The sequence below is a fragment of the Paenibacillus oryzae genome, assembly GCF_001675045.1.
Classification (GTDB): Bacteria; Bacillota; Bacilli; order Paenibacillales; family Paenibacillaceae; genus Pristimantibacillus; species Pristimantibacillus oryzae.
Genome location: NZ_LYPA01000070.1, coordinates 24,752 through 43,327 on the forward strand (window position 1 = coordinate 24,752; position 18,576 = coordinate 43,327).

17 protein-coding genes are annotated in these 18,576 nt (G+C 48.5%); 10 read left to right on the forward strand and 7 right to left on the reverse strand.

The genetic code is table 11. From position 1 onward, the window contains the following. Positions 1-110: 110 nt before the first annotated feature. The 4 genes from A7K91_RS19390 to A7K91_RS19405 all read right to left on the reverse strand — a co-directional run bounded on the left by A7K91_RS19390 (position 111) and on the right by A7K91_RS19405 (position 4,013). Entirely contained in the window at positions 111-983 is an 873-nt protein-coding gene (locus tag A7K91_RS19390; protein WP_068685817.1) for an Rpn family recombination-promoting nuclease/putative transposase, read from the reverse strand. A gap of 161 nt (positions 984-1,144) precedes the next feature. Continuing rightward, entirely contained in the window at positions 1,145-2,164 is a 1,020-nt protein-coding gene (locus A7K91_RS19395) for a zinc-binding alcohol dehydrogenase family protein (RefSeq protein ID WP_068685819.1), read from the reverse strand. A gap of 26 nt (positions 2,165-2,190) precedes the next feature. Then, a complete protein-coding gene (locus A7K91_RS19400; RefSeq protein ID WP_068685821.1) occupies positions 2,191-3,138 on the reverse strand; it encodes an aldo/keto reductase in 948 nt (315 codons plus the stop codon). Positions 3,139-3,176: 38 nt separating this feature from the next. Next, a complete protein-coding gene (locus A7K91_RS19405; RefSeq protein ID WP_211274548.1) occupies positions 3,177-4,013 on the reverse strand; it encodes an amidohydrolase family protein in 837 nt (278 codons plus the stop codon). A gap of 161 nt (positions 4,014-4,174) precedes the next feature. Between A7K91_RS19405 and A7K91_RS19410 the strand changes: the two genes are divergently transcribed. Continuing rightward, on the forward strand, positions 4,175-5,044 hold the full coding sequence (locus A7K91_RS19410; protein WP_068685825.1) for a helix-turn-helix domain-containing protein: 870 nt from the start codon (positions 4,175-4,177) through the stop codon (positions 5,042-5,044). 8 nt (positions 5,045-5,052) lie between these two features. Here A7K91_RS19410 and A7K91_RS19415 read toward each other — a convergent pair whose 3' ends face one another. Further along, a complete protein-coding gene (locus A7K91_RS19415; protein WP_068685827.1) occupies positions 5,053-5,457 on the reverse strand; it encodes a MerR family transcriptional regulator in 405 nt (134 codons plus the stop codon). A 2-nt stretch (positions 5,458-5,459) separates the two neighbouring features. Then, positions 5,460-6,923 carry an alpha/beta hydrolase family protein gene (locus A7K91_RS19420; protein ID WP_068685828.1) on the reverse strand — a complete coding sequence of 488 codons (1,464 nt, stop codon included), beginning with the start codon at positions 6,921-6,923 and terminating at the stop codon, positions 5,460-5,462. 247 nt (positions 6,924-7,170) lie between these two features. Between A7K91_RS19420 and A7K91_RS19425 the strand changes: the two genes are divergently transcribed. The 6 genes from A7K91_RS19425 (at position 7,171) to A7K91_RS19450 (ending at position 16,110) form a co-directional block, all read left to right on the forward strand. Then, the gene (locus A7K91_RS19425) at positions 7,171-8,952 is read left to right on the forward strand and encodes a sensor histidine kinase (RefSeq protein ID WP_245697675.1); all 1,782 of its coding nucleotides are present in this window, start codon (positions 7,171-7,173) and stop codon (positions 8,950-8,952) included. Next, positions 8,945-10,549 (forward strand): helix-turn-helix domain-containing protein, encoded by a 1,605-nt coding sequence (locus A7K91_RS19430; RefSeq protein ID WP_068685830.1) that lies wholly within the window; start codon positions 8,945-8,947, stop codon positions 10,547-10,549. The genes A7K91_RS19425 and A7K91_RS19430 overlap by 8 nt, the downstream gene beginning before the upstream one ends. Positions 10,550-10,659: 110 nt before the next feature. Beyond that, complete coding sequence (locus A7K91_RS19435) at positions 10,660-11,637, forward strand: ABC transporter permease (RefSeq protein ID WP_068685832.1); 978 nt, start codon at positions 10,660-10,662, stop codon at positions 11,635-11,637. Positions 11,638-11,661: 24 nt separating this feature from the next. Next, positions 11,662-12,603 carry a carbohydrate ABC transporter permease gene (locus tag A7K91_RS19440; protein ID WP_068685834.1) on the forward strand — a complete coding sequence of 314 codons (942 nt, stop codon included), beginning with the start codon at positions 11,662-11,664 and terminating at the stop codon, positions 12,601-12,603. A gap of 203 nt (positions 12,604-12,806) precedes the next feature. Then, positions 12,807-14,369, forward strand: coding sequence for an ABC transporter substrate-binding protein (locus A7K91_RS19445; RefSeq protein WP_068685836.1), 1,563 nt, complete (start codon positions 12,807-12,809; stop codon positions 14,367-14,369). Positions 14,370-14,562: 193 nt separating this feature from the next. Continuing rightward, positions 14,563-16,110, forward strand: a complete 1,548-nt coding sequence (locus A7K91_RS19450) for an ABC transporter substrate-binding protein (protein ID WP_245697677.1) — start codon at positions 14,563-14,565, stop codon at positions 16,108-16,110. 119 nt (positions 16,111-16,229) lie between these two features. Here the strand turns inward: A7K91_RS19450 and A7K91_RS19455 are convergent, their stop codons facing one another. Further along, positions 16,230-16,793, reverse strand: a complete 564-nt coding sequence (locus A7K91_RS19455) for a C40 family peptidase (RefSeq protein ID WP_068685838.1) — start codon at positions 16,791-16,793, stop codon at positions 16,230-16,232. 259 nt (positions 16,794-17,052) lie between these two features. On the opposite strand from A7K91_RS19455, the gene A7K91_RS19460 reads away from it, so the two are divergent. From A7K91_RS19460 to A7K91_RS27310, 3 genes are read left to right on the forward strand one after another with little or no spacing between them, the layout of a single operon-like run. Continuing rightward, on the forward strand, positions 17,053-17,349 hold the full coding sequence (locus A7K91_RS19460) for a LiaF transmembrane domain-containing protein (RefSeq protein ID WP_068685840.1): 297 nt from the start codon (positions 17,053-17,055) through the stop codon (positions 17,347-17,349). A gap of 18 nt (positions 17,350-17,367) precedes the next feature. Further along, the gene (locus A7K91_RS19465) at positions 17,368-18,054 is read left to right on the forward strand and encodes a PspA/IM30 family protein (protein WP_068685842.1); all 687 of its coding nucleotides are present in this window, start codon (positions 17,368-17,370) and stop codon (positions 18,052-18,054) included. After that, a complete protein-coding gene (locus tag A7K91_RS27310; protein WP_211274549.1) occupies positions 18,042-18,575 on the forward strand; it encodes a PspC domain-containing protein in 534 nt (177 codons plus the stop codon). Before A7K91_RS19465 ends, A7K91_RS27310 begins: the two co-directional genes overlap by 13 nt. The last annotated feature ends 1 nt before the right edge of the window (position 18,576 follow it).

The following is an 18,576-nucleotide window of genomic DNA, read 5'->3' on the forward strand; positions in this document are numbered from 1 at the left end:
GGCGTTTATAAAGCCAGTAAAAAACCGGACTTCGAAATCGGAAAGTCTTTGGCCTTGTGCGACTCCTATCGCTGATAGCCAAGCGCTGATTTCTTAATCCGGTTTTATGTTTATTTTTTGTCGAGCTCAAGGATTTCGGCTTCTGTTAACCCCGATGATTTTGCAATGATGGAGATGTCAACACCATGTGCCATAAGCTCCTTAGCGATTTCAATCGCTTTAAGCTGTTTTCCGCGAGCTTCGCCTCTAGCTTCGCCTCTGGCTTCGCCCTCGGCTAAAGCCCCTTCAATCATGGAAGCTTCATCATGCAGAAACTTTTGCCGATCCTCATACATTCGGCGAGCTTCTGCATCCTGGCTTAAAAATTCCAACGTCGTCATTGCTTTTTTTAGAACAGGTTCGTTCACTGCCAACACCTCCCAATTGGATTTATCGACACCTTTTAAGAATAATAACCAATTTACCAGTCCACGCTGGGGAATGTTGGAAATATCCTCATTAAGTTTAGGTAACTCAAGAAAATGCAATTCTATATCATCAACAAGCGGTATTCCCGTACGATCCTCGCGCAAATGAAAAACATTATGATATTGGCGATTAGAAAGAAATGAATAGTTTAAAATATTTATGGTCACACACTTTTGTAATTTTTTATACGACTGCCCCTCTTGCAATTGGCCACTGTATAGCTTGCTCCAATAAAACATGGTGCGCTTCTCAGTGTCATACTTATTAAATAACTGCATCTCAACATTAATAAGCTCGCCTTCGGTTGTTTTCGCATGAATATCAAGAATGGATTGCTTATCACGAGGCGTATCCTTGTCAGTATAAGGATTAAGCAAAATAATTTCCGCTAAGGGCGGTTTACCAGCTTCAGTAAAGGTTGTGTTCAAAAATGCCAATAGAACATCCCGATTTTCTTCGCTGCCAAAAATGCGTTTAAACAAAAAGTCATTTCGTGGGTCAAGCAGTTCGCTCATTTGCAATCATCTCCATTCACTAATAGTATAGCATGTGGACAAGTTCTTAGACACATTAGCCGCACGGTGAATGGTAATGCTGGTACAGTTTGAACATTGCTCCAAATAAAAAAAGAGAAGAATACCGCAGCATCCTTCTCTAGAATTAATTCGTATGAAAGCTAAGGAATTTCCACCACTGCTTTAATAACGCCTGTTTCCGGCTTCAGCCATTGCTGGAACGGCTCAATCATGTCTTCCAGCGTTGAGCGGTGAGTGATATACCGGTCAATATCGACGAAACCTTTGGAGACAGCCTCCAGCACAAGGTCAAAATCCTCCCGGGTTGCATTGCGGCTGCCCATTAGCGTCATTTCGCGCTTGTGGAAATCGGGGTCATGGAACGTTATATCGCTTTTGACCAGTCCGACGTAGACCAAGGTGCCGCCGTGGGCGACAAGCTTAAACGCCTGGGTCATGGACTGCACATTGCCTGTTGCGTCAAATACGACATGGGGATAATCGCCCCCTGTAAGCTTGGTGATAGCGGCCTCCGGCTCATTGCGGGCATTGACAACATCTGCGGCGCCGGCCCACGATTGGCAAAATTGCAGGCGCTCGTCATTGATATCCATAGCGATAACGCGCGCTCCTGCATAACGGGCAAAGGCCATCACGCCAAGTCCAATGGGCCCTGCGCCAATTACAAGAGCTGTGTCGCCCGGCTTAAGGCCGGAACGGCGGACGGCATGAGCGCCAATTGCAAGCGGCTCCAGCATGGCGGCTTGATCCAGCGACAGTTCATTTGCAGCTATCAGATGAGTGACGGGCACCGCTATTTTTTCTCTCATGCCGCCGTCTACATGTACGCCCATCACCTTCATCTCGGTGCAGCAGTTGGTTTTGCCGCTGCGGCAGGCCAGACAGGACCCGCAATGCAAATAAGGGATTATGCCCACCTGATCGCCTGCTTTTAGCCCGGCATCGTTAGAGCCAATTTCTTCAATCGTTCCCGCCAGCTCATGCCCCAGCACGCGCGGGTAAGCAAAAAAGGGCTGATTGCCTTGATAAGCATGAAGATCCGTGCCGCAAATACCGATTCGACGAATGCGCACAAGCGCCTCATCGGGCTTGCGAATAGGTTCAGGCAAGTCTTCCCGCCATTGAAATACCCCAACTTCCTTGCAAACTATGCCTTTCATAGTTGAACTGCCTCCTGTCCGTCTCTTTATCGAGATGAGATTTCGTCATTGTATTCAGGCTTTCCGCTAACCCACGTTTCATTATGAACAGGCGACAAGATATTCAGCACCTCTTGCAAAAGAGCGTGATCAATCGGCTCTTCGCTCCATGCGGCGTTAGCGGCGATGTTGGCCGGATTGGCGGTGCTGACGAGCGTTGTCGGAATGTTTTCGTTGGCGGTGGAAAACTGGACGGCCAGCTTGGCGATATCGTATCCCTGCCCGGCACAAAACAAGGCTGCTTTTTGGCATTGCTCCTTGAGGGCGCGGCTTGCGGGATGCCAATCCGCCGGCTCGCGGGTGGACAGCAGTCCCATAGACAACGGCGAAGCGTTAACCAGTCCGACGCCGCGTTCGTCGAGCAGCGGCAGCAGCTCCAGCAAGGAAGTGTCGTTCAGGGAATAATGGCAGTAGGACAAAATAACATCAGCATCCATTTGGGGCAGAAGCTTCTTGAACAGCTGCAGCGGCAGACCGCTGATGCCGATATGGCGGGCCTTGCCTTGTTCCTTGAGGCGAAGCAAGGCCGGAACGGCTTCTTCAATAATAGGGCCGGCATCCACAAATTCGATATCATGCAGAAACAGCATATCGACATAATCCGTATGCAGCCTGCTCAAGCTTTCCTCCAGGCTTGAAATAATCCGTTTTGCTGAAAAATCAAACTGGTCCGCTCCGTAACGTCCCGCTTTTGTGGAGAGCAGGAACTTATCGCGCGGAATGTCACGGATCGCTTGTCCAAGCACCGTTTCCGCTTTGGTCAACCCGTAATAGGGAGACACATCAATCAGATTGATGCCGCTATCCAGCGCAGCATGGACCGTGGCGATGCTTTCCTTGTCATCCGTTGGTCGGAACACGGAGCCAAGCGACGAAGCGCCAAAGCTGAGGGCGGACACATCAAGCCCCGTTTTGCCAAGTTTCCTATATTTCATGTATGAACCTCCCGAAATGGTATGGATAGTTAAACGCCTCAACGTGCAAGCTTGTAAAAAACGGCTGCGTTTTCACCAAATAATTTTTGACGCTCTTCATTGCCCCAATCAGGCGGAAGAGAAGATTCCGCCAGGCTTATGACACTGTCGTAGGAAGCCGACAACAGGCAGACGGGCCAATCGCTGCCATACATGACCCTCTTAGGCCCAAATAGCTGCATGACGGCGTTCATATAAGGAGCAATTTGCCCAGGCTGCCAGTTATGATGCTCGGCTTCTGTTACCATGCCGGACAGCTTGCAATAGATGCCGGGAAATCGGGCAATCCTCTTCATAGCTTGCAGCCAAGGCTCCAGCTCGCCCGAGCTTATCGGAGGTTTGCCGATATGGTCGATGACGCCGCGCAGCCCCGGTACACGCTCCAGCAATTGAACGACATGGGGGAGCTGATTGAAGGTAACGAGCAAATCAACCGGAACGTCGGCTTCCGCGTATTGCGTAAGGGCTTCCACAAACGGAGCCTCCAAAATGCGCGACGAATCAGGCATATCCTGAATCATGACGCGAAAACCAGCAAACTTGGGATTGGAGCGCAAGGATTCGAATTGTTGCCAGTGATTGCTGTCGAATAAATCAAGCCAGCCAACAACGCCCAAAACTGAAGGCTCCCGGTCTGCAATGGACAGTATAAATTGCGTTTCTTCCAATGTAGGAGCAGCTTGAACAAGAATGGTTCCTTCAAGCTGATGCTTTTCCAGATGCGGCATCAAATGTTCCGGTAAAAAATCTCTGTACAACACGGGCAGCTCCGGCGTGATCCAGCCGTAATCCCCCCGTTTAATGCTCCAATAATGCTGATGCGCGTCGATGCGCATGATCATCACATCCTTTTCAGCGATGCATGGCAGGTTTTATTTTGGGCAGAATCCAAATCGTTTACTTCGTACCCATTGTATATCATTCGCATTTGATATTATAATGGCTTCAAATTGCATTTTTGCAACATATTTTGATGTGAAGAAATGGGAGATGAACAATGAAGCCGTTCCGAAAACCTTTTTTTGGCGACCCGTTGTTTTCGTTTCAGCAAGTATACAATACCGTTAAAAATCCGGAAATGGAGCTTCCCGATCATTTGCATGACCACTATGAGCTGGTTTACGTGCATAAAGGGAAAGGGATATTTTTTATTGATCAGACGTGGTATGAAAAAAAAGCGGGGGATCTCTTCATTATTCCAGGGAACACCATACACCGCGCGTTGCCGGATCAGGATGACCCTATTGTCTCCTCGGCGATCTTTTTTGCGCCTTCCATGATAGCGGCTGGTCAGCTGGATGAGGGATATTCCCATCTGTATTGCTATGAATGGGCAAAGAAACGCAAGGGCTACCGTCTGATTGCCAACGAAGGGCTGAGACGAAACACCGAAAGCGCAATGGAAAAAATAGCGTCGGAGCTGCAAGAAAAAAGGGCAGGATACCGCGAGGCCATAAAGCTGATTGTATGCGGGCTTTTATTGGAGATTAACCGAAGCTGCCTGGAGAACAGTCATGAGGGAGGGCAATCCCGGGGAAGCCGGATCGGTCCTCAATGGATGCTGGAGGCGCTGCGTGAAATCGACGAGCATCCCGAACGGGAGGTTGGGCTTGCCCGGCTGGCGCAAAAGGCCAACGTATCTCCGCCCCATTTCTCGAGAGTGTTCAGGCAGCTTACGGCTATGAACCTGACGGGATATGTCAATGCCAAACGCATTATTAAAGCGAAGGAGCTGCTGCTGCAAAGCGATGAAAATGTGAATGTCATCGGCGACCAATGCGGGTTTGAGACGCCAACCCACTTTTATCGCGTATTCAAAAGCATAACGGGCGTTACGCCCAAGGCATACCGCAACAGCGGCCCATAAATAGCATGTTAGCGGGAATCGCTGGGGCGGAAAGTAGCCATATATGCCTGGACCGTTTCTTCATCCGTGGATAACAGATTTCCTAGCATAGCATGCATACTCAGGAGCAGAGCAATCTGCTCTTCTATTGCTCCCATGCGTTCCTCAACCAGCTTGCGCAAATCAACTGTGTTCTCCGCCTGTCCAAGCTGATGCAGAATTTCCTTAATATCTTTAAGTCGGTAACCCAGCCCTCGGGTATCCGAAATAAATTTCAGCTTGATCAAATAGTCCTCGCTATATAGCCGATAACCGTTTTCCCCCCGCCTGGGGGGAGGCAAAACGCCGCTATCCTCATAAAAGCGGATAGTTGCAGCGCTCACCCCGCTCCGCCGCGCCAGCTGTCCGCGCGTCATTAGCTCCCGCCCCGTCATCTTTAATCCATCCACCTCTCTTTTTGAAAATGAACCTCCGGATAAGCAGCAGCCGGCCCCTTCAGAAGCTCTTGCTCCTTATCCAGCAAGTATTGGTCAAAAAATGCCCTTGTATAAGCTCTTGAAAGATCCACCGTATGCACAGGATCCATATCTTTGGAAAACAGCGGAGGCGAAAATAGCGCTATGTCCGTAAAGCTTTGATGATAGAAGCCTTCGACCTCCAAATAAAACGTATCATTAAGAGCGTGGTTCATGACATATCTCATATCGCTGTCAAATTCATCATAGACCACTTTTTCCGTAGCGCCGCTGCTTGGGTCCAGGCTTCGGATTGTATTTCCGGTCATGATGTACATAAATGGCTGTTTGAGCGATGTACTCGACACTGTGCCCCAAAAGCCGCCCTCCAGACTAAGTCCCGCTTTGAAGCGTTCGTCCAGCGCCAGCGCCTCTGCTGTTGTGGCTCCTCCATAGGAGTGTCCGAAAATGCCGACTTTGCTTAAATCGAGTTTTCCTGTCAGCAATCCCCTTGGATCGTTAGTATTCCAGGCAGTCAGCGAATCCAGCACAAAAATCGCGTCCTGGGCGCGCACGCCAACCCCTATTACATTATGGGCATAGATTTCGGAGGATGTCCATTCCTCCGATTCGGGAGCGTAGATAACCTCGCTTCCGTCATGGAGCTTGACTCTTGCTGAGGAATAGGGATGATCCATCCCTACAACAATGTAGCCGTTGCTGACCATTTCTTCGATAATCGCCATACTCTGAAACCTTGTGGAGCGAACGCCGGGCGAAAATAAAACAACCGGATAGCTGCTTTGAGCGCCCGAGACGGCGACTCCTTCAACGATATGAGTCGGTACAAGCGAAACATGTCCCATTAGCCAGGAGGGCAGACCAAAAACAAGGCTTACGGCATCCGCCACTTCGCGCGGGTAACGCTCATGCTGTTTTCCTTGCAGCGCATCCTTGTCGGCGGGATACCAGATATTAATGGGAACCTCCCGCTTGCTTTGCGGCTCGCCTCCAAACGTTTCCTCTCTGGATTCATCGATCAGATTAATCTGAACGGTGCCGATTCCATAGGTTCCAGTTGGCTCCGGCAGCTTAAATACGGGCAGCAAATGGATCAGATAAAGCGAAGCGCTGTTCAGAAGAAGGATGGCAGCCAAAAAGGCATACATACCGATGCGCGCTCCACGTTTGCGTCCGGCAAACCGTTTTTTTTTCGTGCCTGCGGGAGAGCGGCTTCCTATAAGCAGCAGAACGGCCAGAATGGCGCTCGCATAGGCAGGAATCATAAAGCTCCGCAAACCCTCCAGCAGGGCATGGGCAGCTAAAAAAACAATCGGTAAAGACAACAGTACAATTACAGCGGGACGCTTCAGACGCGCTCCAAACAAATAGCCGAGGGTGCAAACGAGAGTAGATAAAACAATAAGCCATTCCAATATTCTCATGTAGCTCTTTCCTTTCTGCGGTTGTTATATTTATCATAAAGGTTGAAGTGGACTTCAAGGTCAAGCCCTATTTCGCCCCTTTAACAAAATCTATATAAGTTGAATCGGAAGAACTTCTCACACGTCGGCCCGCACCGCTGAAACTTTTTGGAGGAGCGCGGCACAGCCATGAATGGATATCATAGACAAATGCGCCTTATTCTTGTATGGTTAAATCATTCATTAACCGATGATGGGAAGATGGACAGTGAAGAAAACCTATTCCATACGGAGCATATTGATTATCGGCTTTTTGGCCGTGATGGTTCCGATGCTGCTGTTTATGCTGATCAACCATTTTTATGCCCGCGATATTGTACGCGAGAAGGTAACGGAAACCTATCGCAATACACTGGACATCTTTGTAGGACAGGCCGATACCAATCTGGAGGAAATTACGAACTATCTGATCAAGATGTCCATTATGGACGTGGATGTTGGCATGTTGATGTCGTTTCCAATGGATAATGATATGTATACGCTTACGAAAATCCGGATCGATACCAAGCTTAAACGCGACGTTGACGTTTACAACGTCATTGACAGCGTTTTTCTTTTCCATGAAGGCGACACGATTCTGGGCACTAACAGCGATTACAACCGGACCAGGGACATTATAACGACGCACATGCGCGACCGGTTGAACAGCGTGGAGAAGCCGGCGGATGTAAACCGCCAGTGGGACGTCCGTTACGATCAGCGGATGGAGGGTTCTTTTTTCCTGATGAATAGTGTGGAGGTAAGAAATGGCCTTTACGCCGGCGCTATCATTCGTATTCAGGATATTAACGCCATGTTGTCCCGCCAATGGAGGGATGGAGATATCGGATACACGGGCATTTTGCTGCGTGATGACGATCGCCTCAAGGAGCTGCTGACGGATGACATGCCTCAGCTGGGCGAAGAAAGCAATCTCATTACCAATAATCCATATATTCAGGGAACGGATGCAGAGACGGGACAATCCTACCTCGTGATGAGCCGACCAAGCCGGGCGGTCAATATCGCCTATCAGGTAATGGTGCCGGAGCAGGCGCTGCTGAAGGAGCTGATATTTTTCCGCAATGTCGCTTTGTTTGCGCCGATCGGGCTGTTCCTTCTATTAACCTTATATATGCTCTTGCTTCGCAATATGCTGTTCAAGCCTTTTCACGAGCTTATTCTGGGGATGAAAAAACTCTCCCTAGGCATGCTGGATGTCAGGCTTAAGAGGGGCAAAACAATCGAGTTTCAATTCCTTGGCGATACCTTTAATATGATGGCGGAGCAGATTAAAACCTTGAAAATTGATGTTTACGAGGAGCAGCTTCGGGTCAAGCAGGGAGAGCTTCGCCAATTGCAGGCGCAAATCAACCCCCATTTTTATATGAACAGCTTAAATATCATTTATAACCTGGCTGCGCTGAAGGACACGGAATCCGTCAAAAGAATGTCGCTTCACCTGGCCGATTATTTCCGTTTTATTATGAAGGTTAACCGCGATACGATTACGCTTGGGGAAGAGCTAAGCCATATAGACAATTACATTACGATTCAAAAAATGAGATTTCCCGACCGTCTGGACTGCAAAATCGAGGTAGCGGAGCAGCTCCGTTCTTTTCCCGTGGCGGCTTTGACGATTCAGCCTTTTGTTGAAAATGCTATTATTCACGGCTTTAAAAACCGCAGGAAGCTGTTCGTCATTGTGATCAGCGCATCTAAGGAGCAAACGGCCGATGGCCGCCAAATTCTAAAAGCCGTTGTCAGCGATAATGGAACAGGCTTTGACGAGGAGGTGCTGGAGGGATTACAGCGCAAGCAATATGTATCCCAAAGCGGCTCCAATTCTACTGGTCTCGGCATCATGAATGTTATGGATCGTTTAACGCTGTTATACGGACAGGCGGCCACGGTCCGATTCCGGAATAAAAGCAATGAAAACGGAGAGGGCGGAGCCGAAGTCACAATTACGATTCCCGAAACAAGAGAAGGAGAACGTAAAGATGTTTAATCTGCTGGTGGTGGACGACGAGGATATCGCAATCCGGGGCATAACACATGGAATCGATTGGTCGGACATGAAAATAAAAGAGATTTTTACGGCCTATGACGCGGACGAGGCAAAAGAAATGTTGCTCAAGCATTCCATTGATATTTTGCTATCGGATATAGATATGCCGGGTGAAAGCGGAATTGAGCTTTTGCGCTGGGCCAATGAGCATAAGCCGGGGACGGTCACGCTGTTTCTTACGGGTCACGCTGACTTTACATTTGCCCAACAGGCCGTGCAATTGGACTGCTTCGATTATTTATTAAAGCCAATTGATCATAACGAGCTCAAAAGATGCATCGGGGGAGCGATCAGCAAGGTCGAGGAGCAGCGCAAGCTGACCGAAATTCGCAGCACGTACGATCATTACTCCGAACTGTGGCGGCAGCAGCGGCCTGTGCTGGTGGAGCGCTTTTGGCAGGATCTGTTTCATTACAGGCTTTCCGCAAATCCAGCTTTGCTGGATGCGGCGCTTGCCTCCTACGATATCCCGCTTAAGGCATCCGATCCTATTACAGTCATTTTGGTCAGTATAGAAGAATGGCGCGAGGAATGGTCCGCCAGGGACGAGGAAATTATGACCTACGGCGTCAAAAATGCCGCAGAGGAGATGCTTTTGGGAGAAAAGGGAGGCACAGTTGTTCAGGAGGCCGGCGGAACGTTGTATGTCATTGGGTATGAATCCTATGAGGCAACCCAAGAGGAGACGGCAGAGCGATGCCGGCGTTTTATAACGGAATGCAGGGCTATGCTTCATTGCGGATTATCCTGTTACATCGGGAAACCGCAGCTTGTACGGGAAGCCAGAGGCTGTATCGAGCAGCTGCAGGAGCAGGAGAAGCGGAATATCAGCAATAGCGGAGCCGTGTTGCTTGCTAATGAGTTTGATGTCAGCCGCGGTGAAATTGGACTGCAAATCATCTCTTTTACCGATTGGAGCCTGCTGCTCACGATGGGCAAAAGGACGGAGCTTGCCTACCGCATTGATGAGTGCTTCGACCGAATGCTGCAGCAGAAGGCGAGCTATACGGCATTAGCCTCCTTTTATTTCGGCTTTATGAATATGATTTTTGATTGGATGCACGAGCGTTCTTTGGCTGTAGAAAAAGTATTTCCCGGAGGCGAATGGGAGGAAGGAGCGTTAGCCTTGAAGTCGCTTGCCCGTCTGCGCACCTGGAGTCATGCGATGTGCGATTTGGCTACCTCTTATTCCCAGCAACAGGGAGGAACGGTTTCCCAGACGGTTGCGAAGGTGCAGCAATACATGAAGGAAAGGATGCACGAGGAATTCAGCCGGGAAGAGGCTGCGGAATATGTATATCTCAATCCGGCTTACCTGTCGCGCCTGTTCAGGAAGGAAACAGGCAAATCGCTGACGGATTACCTGGTTGAGCTCCGCATTGCCAAAGCCCGTGAAGAGCTTTCAGGCGGTAACAACCGGATCAGCGATATTGCGCAAGGAGTCGGCTACTCCAATTTCTCGCATTTTTCGCAGCTGTTTAAACGAATGACGGGCCTTACGCCCCAGGAATATCGCAAGAAATTTCAACATTTGTAGTAGTCCATAAAGAAGTCACCACGCCGATAATGCGGTCACAGCGCCGACAGATGTCGGCGTTTTTTTTATATAAACTAAAGAAAGCAAAGAGAGAAGAAGGAGGGACGGCGATGGAAATTGCAGAAACCAAAGCTGCCGGTACGGAGCTAAAGAGAAATTCGGCGCTCCGGAGAAAGCTGGAGAAAAGTGTCTTCCGCAAATATTGGATGTTCTACGTTATGATGCTGCCCGGCATCGTCATTCTGATTGTGAACAACTACATTCCGATGTTCGGAATCCTGATTGCATTCAAGAACATCAACTATGTGGACGGAATTTTGGGTAGTCCATGGTCGGGATTGCGAAATTTTGAATATCTATTCAAAACAAAGGACGCCTGGATCATCACCCGCAATACGCTGCTGTATAATGGAGGGTTTATTATTCTCAACCTCATTATACCGCTGGCTTTTGCCATGATGTTAAATGAAATGAAAAATCGCTTTATGGCTAAATTGCATCAAACGATTATGTTTTTGCCTTACTTCCTTTCGATGGTAGTTATCAGCTATTTGGTGTTTGCATTTATGAGCGATCAAAACGGCTTCTTGAACAAAACGCTCCTGCCGGCGCTGGGAATGGAGTCGGTCTCATGGTACTTTACCAAGGAGGTTTGGCCGTATATTCTGCCGTTGGTTAATACCTGGAAATGGGTAGGCTATTACACGGTTATGTATATGGCTGCCATTATCGGAATTGATGATGAATATTACGAAGCGGCCACCATTGATGGCGCTGGCAAATGGAAGCAGATGACCAGCATTACGCTCCCGCTTATTATGCCGGTTGTAACTATTCTGACCTTGCTGCAAATCGGCCGTATCTTTAATGCGGATTTCGGATTGTTCTTCCAGGTTCCGCGTGAATCGGGCGTATTGTTCCCGGTTACAAACGTTATTGATACGTATGTATACCGTACCTTCCTTACAGTCGGCGATATTGGCTTGTCATCGGCGGCGGGATTGCTGCAATCCGTTGTTGGCTTTACATTAGTATTCCTGTCTAACTGGATTGTGCGGCGAATCAACAAAGAAAACGCATTGTTCTAAAGATTCTAGAATGGAGGTGCCCTCATGGAAGCAACAGCAGAGAAAACGCCGGCGCATAGCGGCTCCAATCCCAAAAACCAGTTGAGCAAACCGGCCGCTTTTGGCATACAGGCTTTTTTCATCATCTATTCATTAATTTGTATCATTCCCGTCGTTCTGATTATTATGGTTTCCTTCAGTAACGAGACTACTGTCGTTCGTGACGGCTATCAATTCTGGCCGGCTGCCTTCAGTTTTGAGGCTTACGAGTTTCTGTTCAAGGATCCAACGCAGATTATTCGGTCCTATGGTATCTCTATTTTCGTGACAGTGGTTGGCACTCTGCTAAGTCTTGTTATTATGGCTTTGTATGCTTATCCGATATCAAGAAGAGATTTTCCGCATGCAAAGTTTTTTACCTTCTTTGTTTTCTTTACCATGCTGTTCGGAGGCGGACTGGTTCCATGGTATCTCGTTTATGTACAGATGCTAGGGCTTAAGGACAACATATGGGCTCTAATCCTGCCGCTTATGATATCAGCGTTTTTTGTGCTTATTATTCGAACCTTCTTCATTACGACCATTCCCAATGCGGTTTTGGAATCTGCCAAAATCGATGGAGCCGGGGAAATGAAGATTTTTATCAAAATCGTCCTGCCTTTGTCGCTCCCGGTATTGGCAACTGTCGCTTTGTTCCAAACATTGACGTATTGGAATGACTGGTTCCTCAGCCTGGTGTTTATAACAAAGGACGCCAACATTACCGTGCAATATCTCATGTACAAAATGATGCTGAATATTCAGTTCCTAGCCAATAACAGTAATGTTGCCAATGCCATCCGGTCTGCGGGCGGAACCTTCCGCTTCCCGAGCGAGACGGTGCGTATGGCAATGGTCATCGTCGGCATTGGGCCTATCATCTTCGCTTATCCGTTTTTCCAGAAATACTTTGTAAAAGGACTTACAGTAGGCGCTGTTAAAGGCTGATTCACGCTTCGCTCTTTCTTGATTGCTTACAGAATTCATGGTCCTCTCGTATAAGGCTGCTGAACCGCCTTAACGGGAGGACGGTTCATTAGAGATTTGGCTATAGCCGGCTAACGCCGGTTTAGCATAGATGCTTGACGACACAAGGGGTTTTTTACAGTCACAGAAGAAAGCGTTATCACATTTTAGGGAGGTTTATTTGAATGAAGAAAAAAGGTAAGCGTAGTTGGTTTGGAGTGCTGGCGCTTGTTATGGCTGCAGCGCTTGTGCTGTCGGCTTGCTCCGGCAACGGCGGCAACAGTGGAAAAACAACTGGAGGCAATGATGGGAATAAAGGAGCAGCCACCACAACCCCGACTGACAATGGCGACAAAGGCGAGGCCGTTGGTGAGCTTAAGCCTCACAAGCTGACGCTCGTATATCCTGGATCTCCGCAAAATGATGAAGCGGTAGTTGAAGAAGCGCTGAACAAGCTGCTGACGGAGAAAATCAATGCAACGATCGACCTGATGCCGATTGACTGGGGCGCATGGGATGACAAAATCAACCTGATGATCGCCGGTCGCGATGAAGTCGATATCTACTTTACAGCACAATGGAACGGCCATGCCAACAACGTATCCAAAGGCGCGTTCATTGAATTGAACGACTTGCTGGATCAATACGGTCAAGGCATTAAAGACAGCCTTGATCCAGCCTTCCTGGAAGGCGCAAAAATCAACGGCAAAAACTACGGCGTTCCAACAAACAAGGAGCTTGCATCCGCTGGCGGTCTCGTTTATCGCAAGGACGTAGCTGACGAGCTCGGCATTGATATGAGCAATGTAAAAGGACCTGAGGATTTGGCTGCTGTATATGCTGTCGTTAAGGAAAAACGTCCTGATTTGACACCGCTGTATTCAAATGGCGGCGTATTCAACGCCCACTACTTCGGAAACTATGATTTCCTGGGCGACGGTACGATTCCAGGCGCAATTTTGAAGGATTCCACAGATACAACCGTTCAAGCGGTTGAAGACATGGACCGCTACAAGGATTATCTGAAGCTGGCCCGCGAGTTCTTCACTAAAGGCTACATCAATGCAGACGCGGCAACAACACAGGTTGCTCCGCAAGATGCATGGAACGCAGGTATCGTGTTCTCGACAATCGAGCCGATGAAACCGGGCAAAGCGGATGAAATCGCCAATGCTGCCGGAATGCCAGGCAAAATGGCGCAAATTATTATGACGGAAAAAACAGTTGCGACATCTGAAACTGCAGGTTCCATGCTGGGCATTTCTTCAACGTCCAAAGATCCTGCACGCGCTATGATGTTTATTAACCTGCTGCACACAGATAAGGAAATCAACAACCTGTTGAACTTCGGTATTGAAGACGTTCACTACACTCGCAATGGTGAAATCATTACGCCAACTGATAAATCCGGCGACTACGCCCCAGGCTCTGCCTGGATGTTCGGCAGCCAGTTCCTGAACTATGTATGGAACACGGAAGCGCCAGACAAATGGGAACAATTCAAAGCCTTTAACGAAGGCGCCATTTCTTCGCCGGGCCTTGGCTTCGTATTCAACAGTGAGCCTGTTAAATCCGAGGTTGGCGCATTGGCTAACGTAATCAAGCAGTTCCAAAAGGCTGTTGAGACCGGTTCGGTTGATCCGGAGCAAGGACTTAAAGATTACCTCAAAGCGCTTGAAGAAGCCGGCCTTGCCAAAGTTATTGCAGAGAAGCAAAAACAGTTCGACGAGTTTCTTAAAACAAAATAAATTGAAATGAAGGTTTCAATTTTTTGACAATAACAAAACGCCTTCTGTACCGCTATGATAAGCGGTGCGGGAGGCGTCTTGTTGTTTGTTTTTTTTGAAGAAGCTGCCTGTGTATTGCAATTTCATCACTATGGCTTACAATATAAGATATCTCTTTTTTTCCCAAAAAACCAAAAGGCAGGGGAGTAGAACCTTGAAAACAAGTCTTGCTATTAAGCAGACGTGCGTCGGATTGCTGCTTCTCCTGACTCCGTTGCTGCTTGCTGGTTGTTTTTTTACACAGTCTAATGAAAGCGTTTCTCGCAATCCTCTGGAATTGCCGCCCGTCACCATTACGCCGCAGGATTATTACACAATCAAGCTGGTTTTTATGGGAATACCGCAGAATGACGAAGTGCTGGTGGAGGATAAAATCAATCAATATTTGCAGGAGAAAATAGGTGCGCGCCTTGATATGGTTCCGATTGATTGGGGACAATGGGAGGATCGGGTCAATCTGATGATTGCTTCGCGCGAAAAGGTCGACATTATTTTTACGTCGCAATGGAGCAAACACGCCGTTAATGTCGGAAAAGGCGCTTTTCTGGAGCTGTCCGATCTGCTTCAGCAATATGGTGCGGGCATTTTGAATAGTCTGGACCCCGTTTTGCTGGAAGGCTCTAAAATCGACGGAGGAATCTATGGCATTCCGACTAATAAAGAGATGGCCTCTCAGGGCGGTATTATTTACAGAGCAGACATTGCCGAGGAGCTTGGCCTGGATATGGATGCCGTTCATTCCGTTGCGGATCTGGGCGAGATATTTCAAAAGGTTAAAGAAAACAAACCAGATATGCTTCCTATTTATATGAAGCAAGGCGAAACCTTTAATGCTCATTACATCGGAAATTACGATGCATTAGGCGATACATCCATCCCCGGTTTTATTCTAAAGGACGGAACGGATACAGTTGTACGGCCGAATTACGCGATTGACCGTTATCTGGAGACCTGGCATATTACAAGGGACTATTTTTTGAGCGGCTATATTAACGCGGATGCAACAACAAATCAAACCATGAATACGGATGCGCTTGGCGCAGGCAATGTTTTTGCCATCACAAGCTCGTTAAAGCCGGGTAAAGCCGAAGAAATCGCGATTCAGATCAACATGGTGGGCAAGCTGGCGCAGAAGGAGCTTAATACGAAAACGATCGCAACTTCCGAGACGGCCGGTTCTATGCTGGGCATATCCACGACCTCGGACAATCCCGTGTTGGCTATGAAGCTTATTAATCTGCTGCATTCTGACGCCTATCTGAACAACCTGCTTAATTATGGAATTGAAGGCCGCCATTATGAACGGGTAAGCGATAAGGTCATCACTCGAACTAAAGGGACGGAAGACTACAACCTTGGAGCGAACTGGATGTTTGGCAATCAGTTTCTGAACGATGTATGGGACACGGAATCTCCCGATAAGTGGGAAAAATTCCGCCAATTCAATGAAGGCGCAACGTTGTCGCCGGGACTTGGCTTTGTTTTTGACAGCACGCCGGTTAAATCGGAGGTGGCGGCTGTTGTAAATATAGACCGCCAATATATAAGCGCGCTGGATACGGGCTCGGTTGATATCGATCGTGTTCTTCCCGATTATATCCAAAAGCTGAAAACGGCAGGAATTGAAGTCATTATTAAAGAGAAGCAAAGGCAGTTTGACCAGTTTATTCGTGAGCAAGCCGAACGGCGGCGGCGATTATAAAAACGGCAAACGGCAAATGATAAATAAAAAAGAAACGCCCCGCCTATCTCCATTGGCTGCTGAGCCAAGCGGAGTGTGACGGGGCGTTTCATATCAACGGTTAGCAATCGGCTGCAATGCTACAGGACGCTGCCGCCAAAAATCATGCGGTATTCCCATTGGGTTCCCTTGATGGAATCGACGCGAACGCCGCCGCTTTTTTGGGAATACGTGTGCAGAATTTTGCCATCTCCGAGATACAAAGCAACATGGGTAACCTTTTGATTGGATTTAGCCAGCTTTGCATAGCTGGACTTGCTTGATCCTTTGTAGGACATAAAGAAAACCAAATCGCCGCGTTTTAGGCTTGACCAGCTTGTTTTCACGGTCGAATTTTTCTTAACGTAAGAGGCCTGTGTGGCTGACGAGCCAGGAATCGTAATGCCTGCCGCTTTTTTGAATATATGCTTCACAAAATCGGAGCAGTCGAAGGTAGTGGTTGTGCTGCGATTGGAGCCGAATTCATATGGCGTGCCTTTATACTTGGCGCCTAGACTAATCACCGATTCGATTTTTGATGAAGCTGATGCTGCTGAAGCTATTTGAGAACTGCTTCCCGCCGAAAGAGGGATAACCCCTGAGGTCAGCAGTGCGGTCGCGACGACGCTTGCGGCTATCGTTTTTTTGATCAGACTGGATTTCATGGTATGCACCTCCTGGTTGATACCTACACCCTAACACAGGCTTTGCAGCCGTTTTAAGCTGTAAAATATGGGTGTTTGCCCATTTCTGCCCCCGGAGGCGGGTACGCTGCTCGACCTAAGTCCAGTTCAAAAACCGTCGAAAGTCCGTTTTACCAACGGTTTGCGTGATCTATACTAAGTACATAAGCAAGCGGCACGCAAGCTTGCACGAAAGTGAAAATGAATAAATTCTAATAGAAGAAAGGAGCGGAAATTGACTATGAATGGAAAAACGGCATTAGGTGCGCTGCTTGTTCTGGTTGGCGGGTTGGCGGCACTAAAGTTCTTTAACGTTAATTTTGGAGTTATATTCAGCCTGTTGCTTCCCTTTATTCTGATCGGTTTTGGCATATTGGGCTGGGTGAACGGCAGGAAATGGATCGGCGGCGCTTTAGCTGCAATTGGCGGATTTATGTTGCTTGGCAAGCTTGGCGGCCTGCTGATGCTGATAGTCGCGGTAGGCTTGATCTTAATCGGCCTCTCGTTGTTCAAAAGCAGCGGCAGAAGAAGTTATTGATTGAAGGAGGATGACTAGATGAGTATCGTTCGTCGAATTCGAGATATTACAGTAGCGACCCTAAATGAACGACTGGAGAAAGCAGAAGATCCGGTTCGCATGATCGACCAGTTCCTGTGGGCGACCCGGGAGGATATTATAGAAGCAGAAAAGCTGTACCAGCAATATGCGGGACACAGCAACCATCTCAGAAGCCAGTGGCTGCAAGCGGAAAGCCAGAAGGAACGCAGAGAGCAGCAGGCGATGACGGCTCTTAAAGCGGGTGAAGAAAATCTGGCCCGGATCGCCTTGCACGAAAAAGCAAGCTTTGAGGAAAGGTCCGCTCAATATCGCGATTTGTACGAGCAAAGCCGCCAAAATACGGTGGATCTGGAGGAGCAGCTGAGGGAAATGCGCAGCGAATACCAGATCGTATACGACAAACGCGAGTATTACCAGGCAAGAATGGAGTCGCTGCGTTTGCAGCAGCGCTTGAACCACAGAGCGGCGGGAAGCTTTAGCGAAAACGGAGGCAATCCCGGCTCTATGTTCCGCCGGATGGAAGACCGAATAACCGATTTGGAGCATGAGGCGCGCAGCCTGCGAGATGTTCGGCGTATGGAGCAAAGCTATAACAGCGGACCTGATCATTCGGTTAAGGCCGTTATCGAACGAGAGCTTTCGGAATTGAAACGGAAGCTTGAGAAGGAAGGATGGTCGTCTTGAAAACACTCTATCGTTCCAGACGCGACAAAAAAATATTAGGACTTTGCGGCGGCTTAAGCCAGATGCTGAACGTAGACGCTACGCTCATTCGGATATTGCTGATCGTCATAACAGTTCTGACAAGTGGAACGGTGATACTCATTTACCTCATTGCGGGCATGGTTGTGCCTAAGGAGCCGCCGATTTATGGCGGACACGGCCCCGGAGGTTACGGTGGAGGCTATGGAGGGAACGGCGGTCAAGGCGGCTTTGGCGGCAACCCGGGCCAGCCTGGCGGTTTCGGCCAAGGCGGAGCTCCCGGAGGCTTCGACTCTCGGGGCCAAGGCTTTGGCGCACCGCCGCCACCGCCTGCGGGCCCTGCTGGAAACGGCAACTGGAATACTCGTCCAGGTAATCAGACACCACCTGCCGCAAACGCGGATTTCGATACAATGATGGATGATCTTGAGAAAAAGGCATTACGGCGCGAAATTGAAGAATTGAAAGCTAAAATGGCTAAATACGAGAAGGGAGAATCTTAAT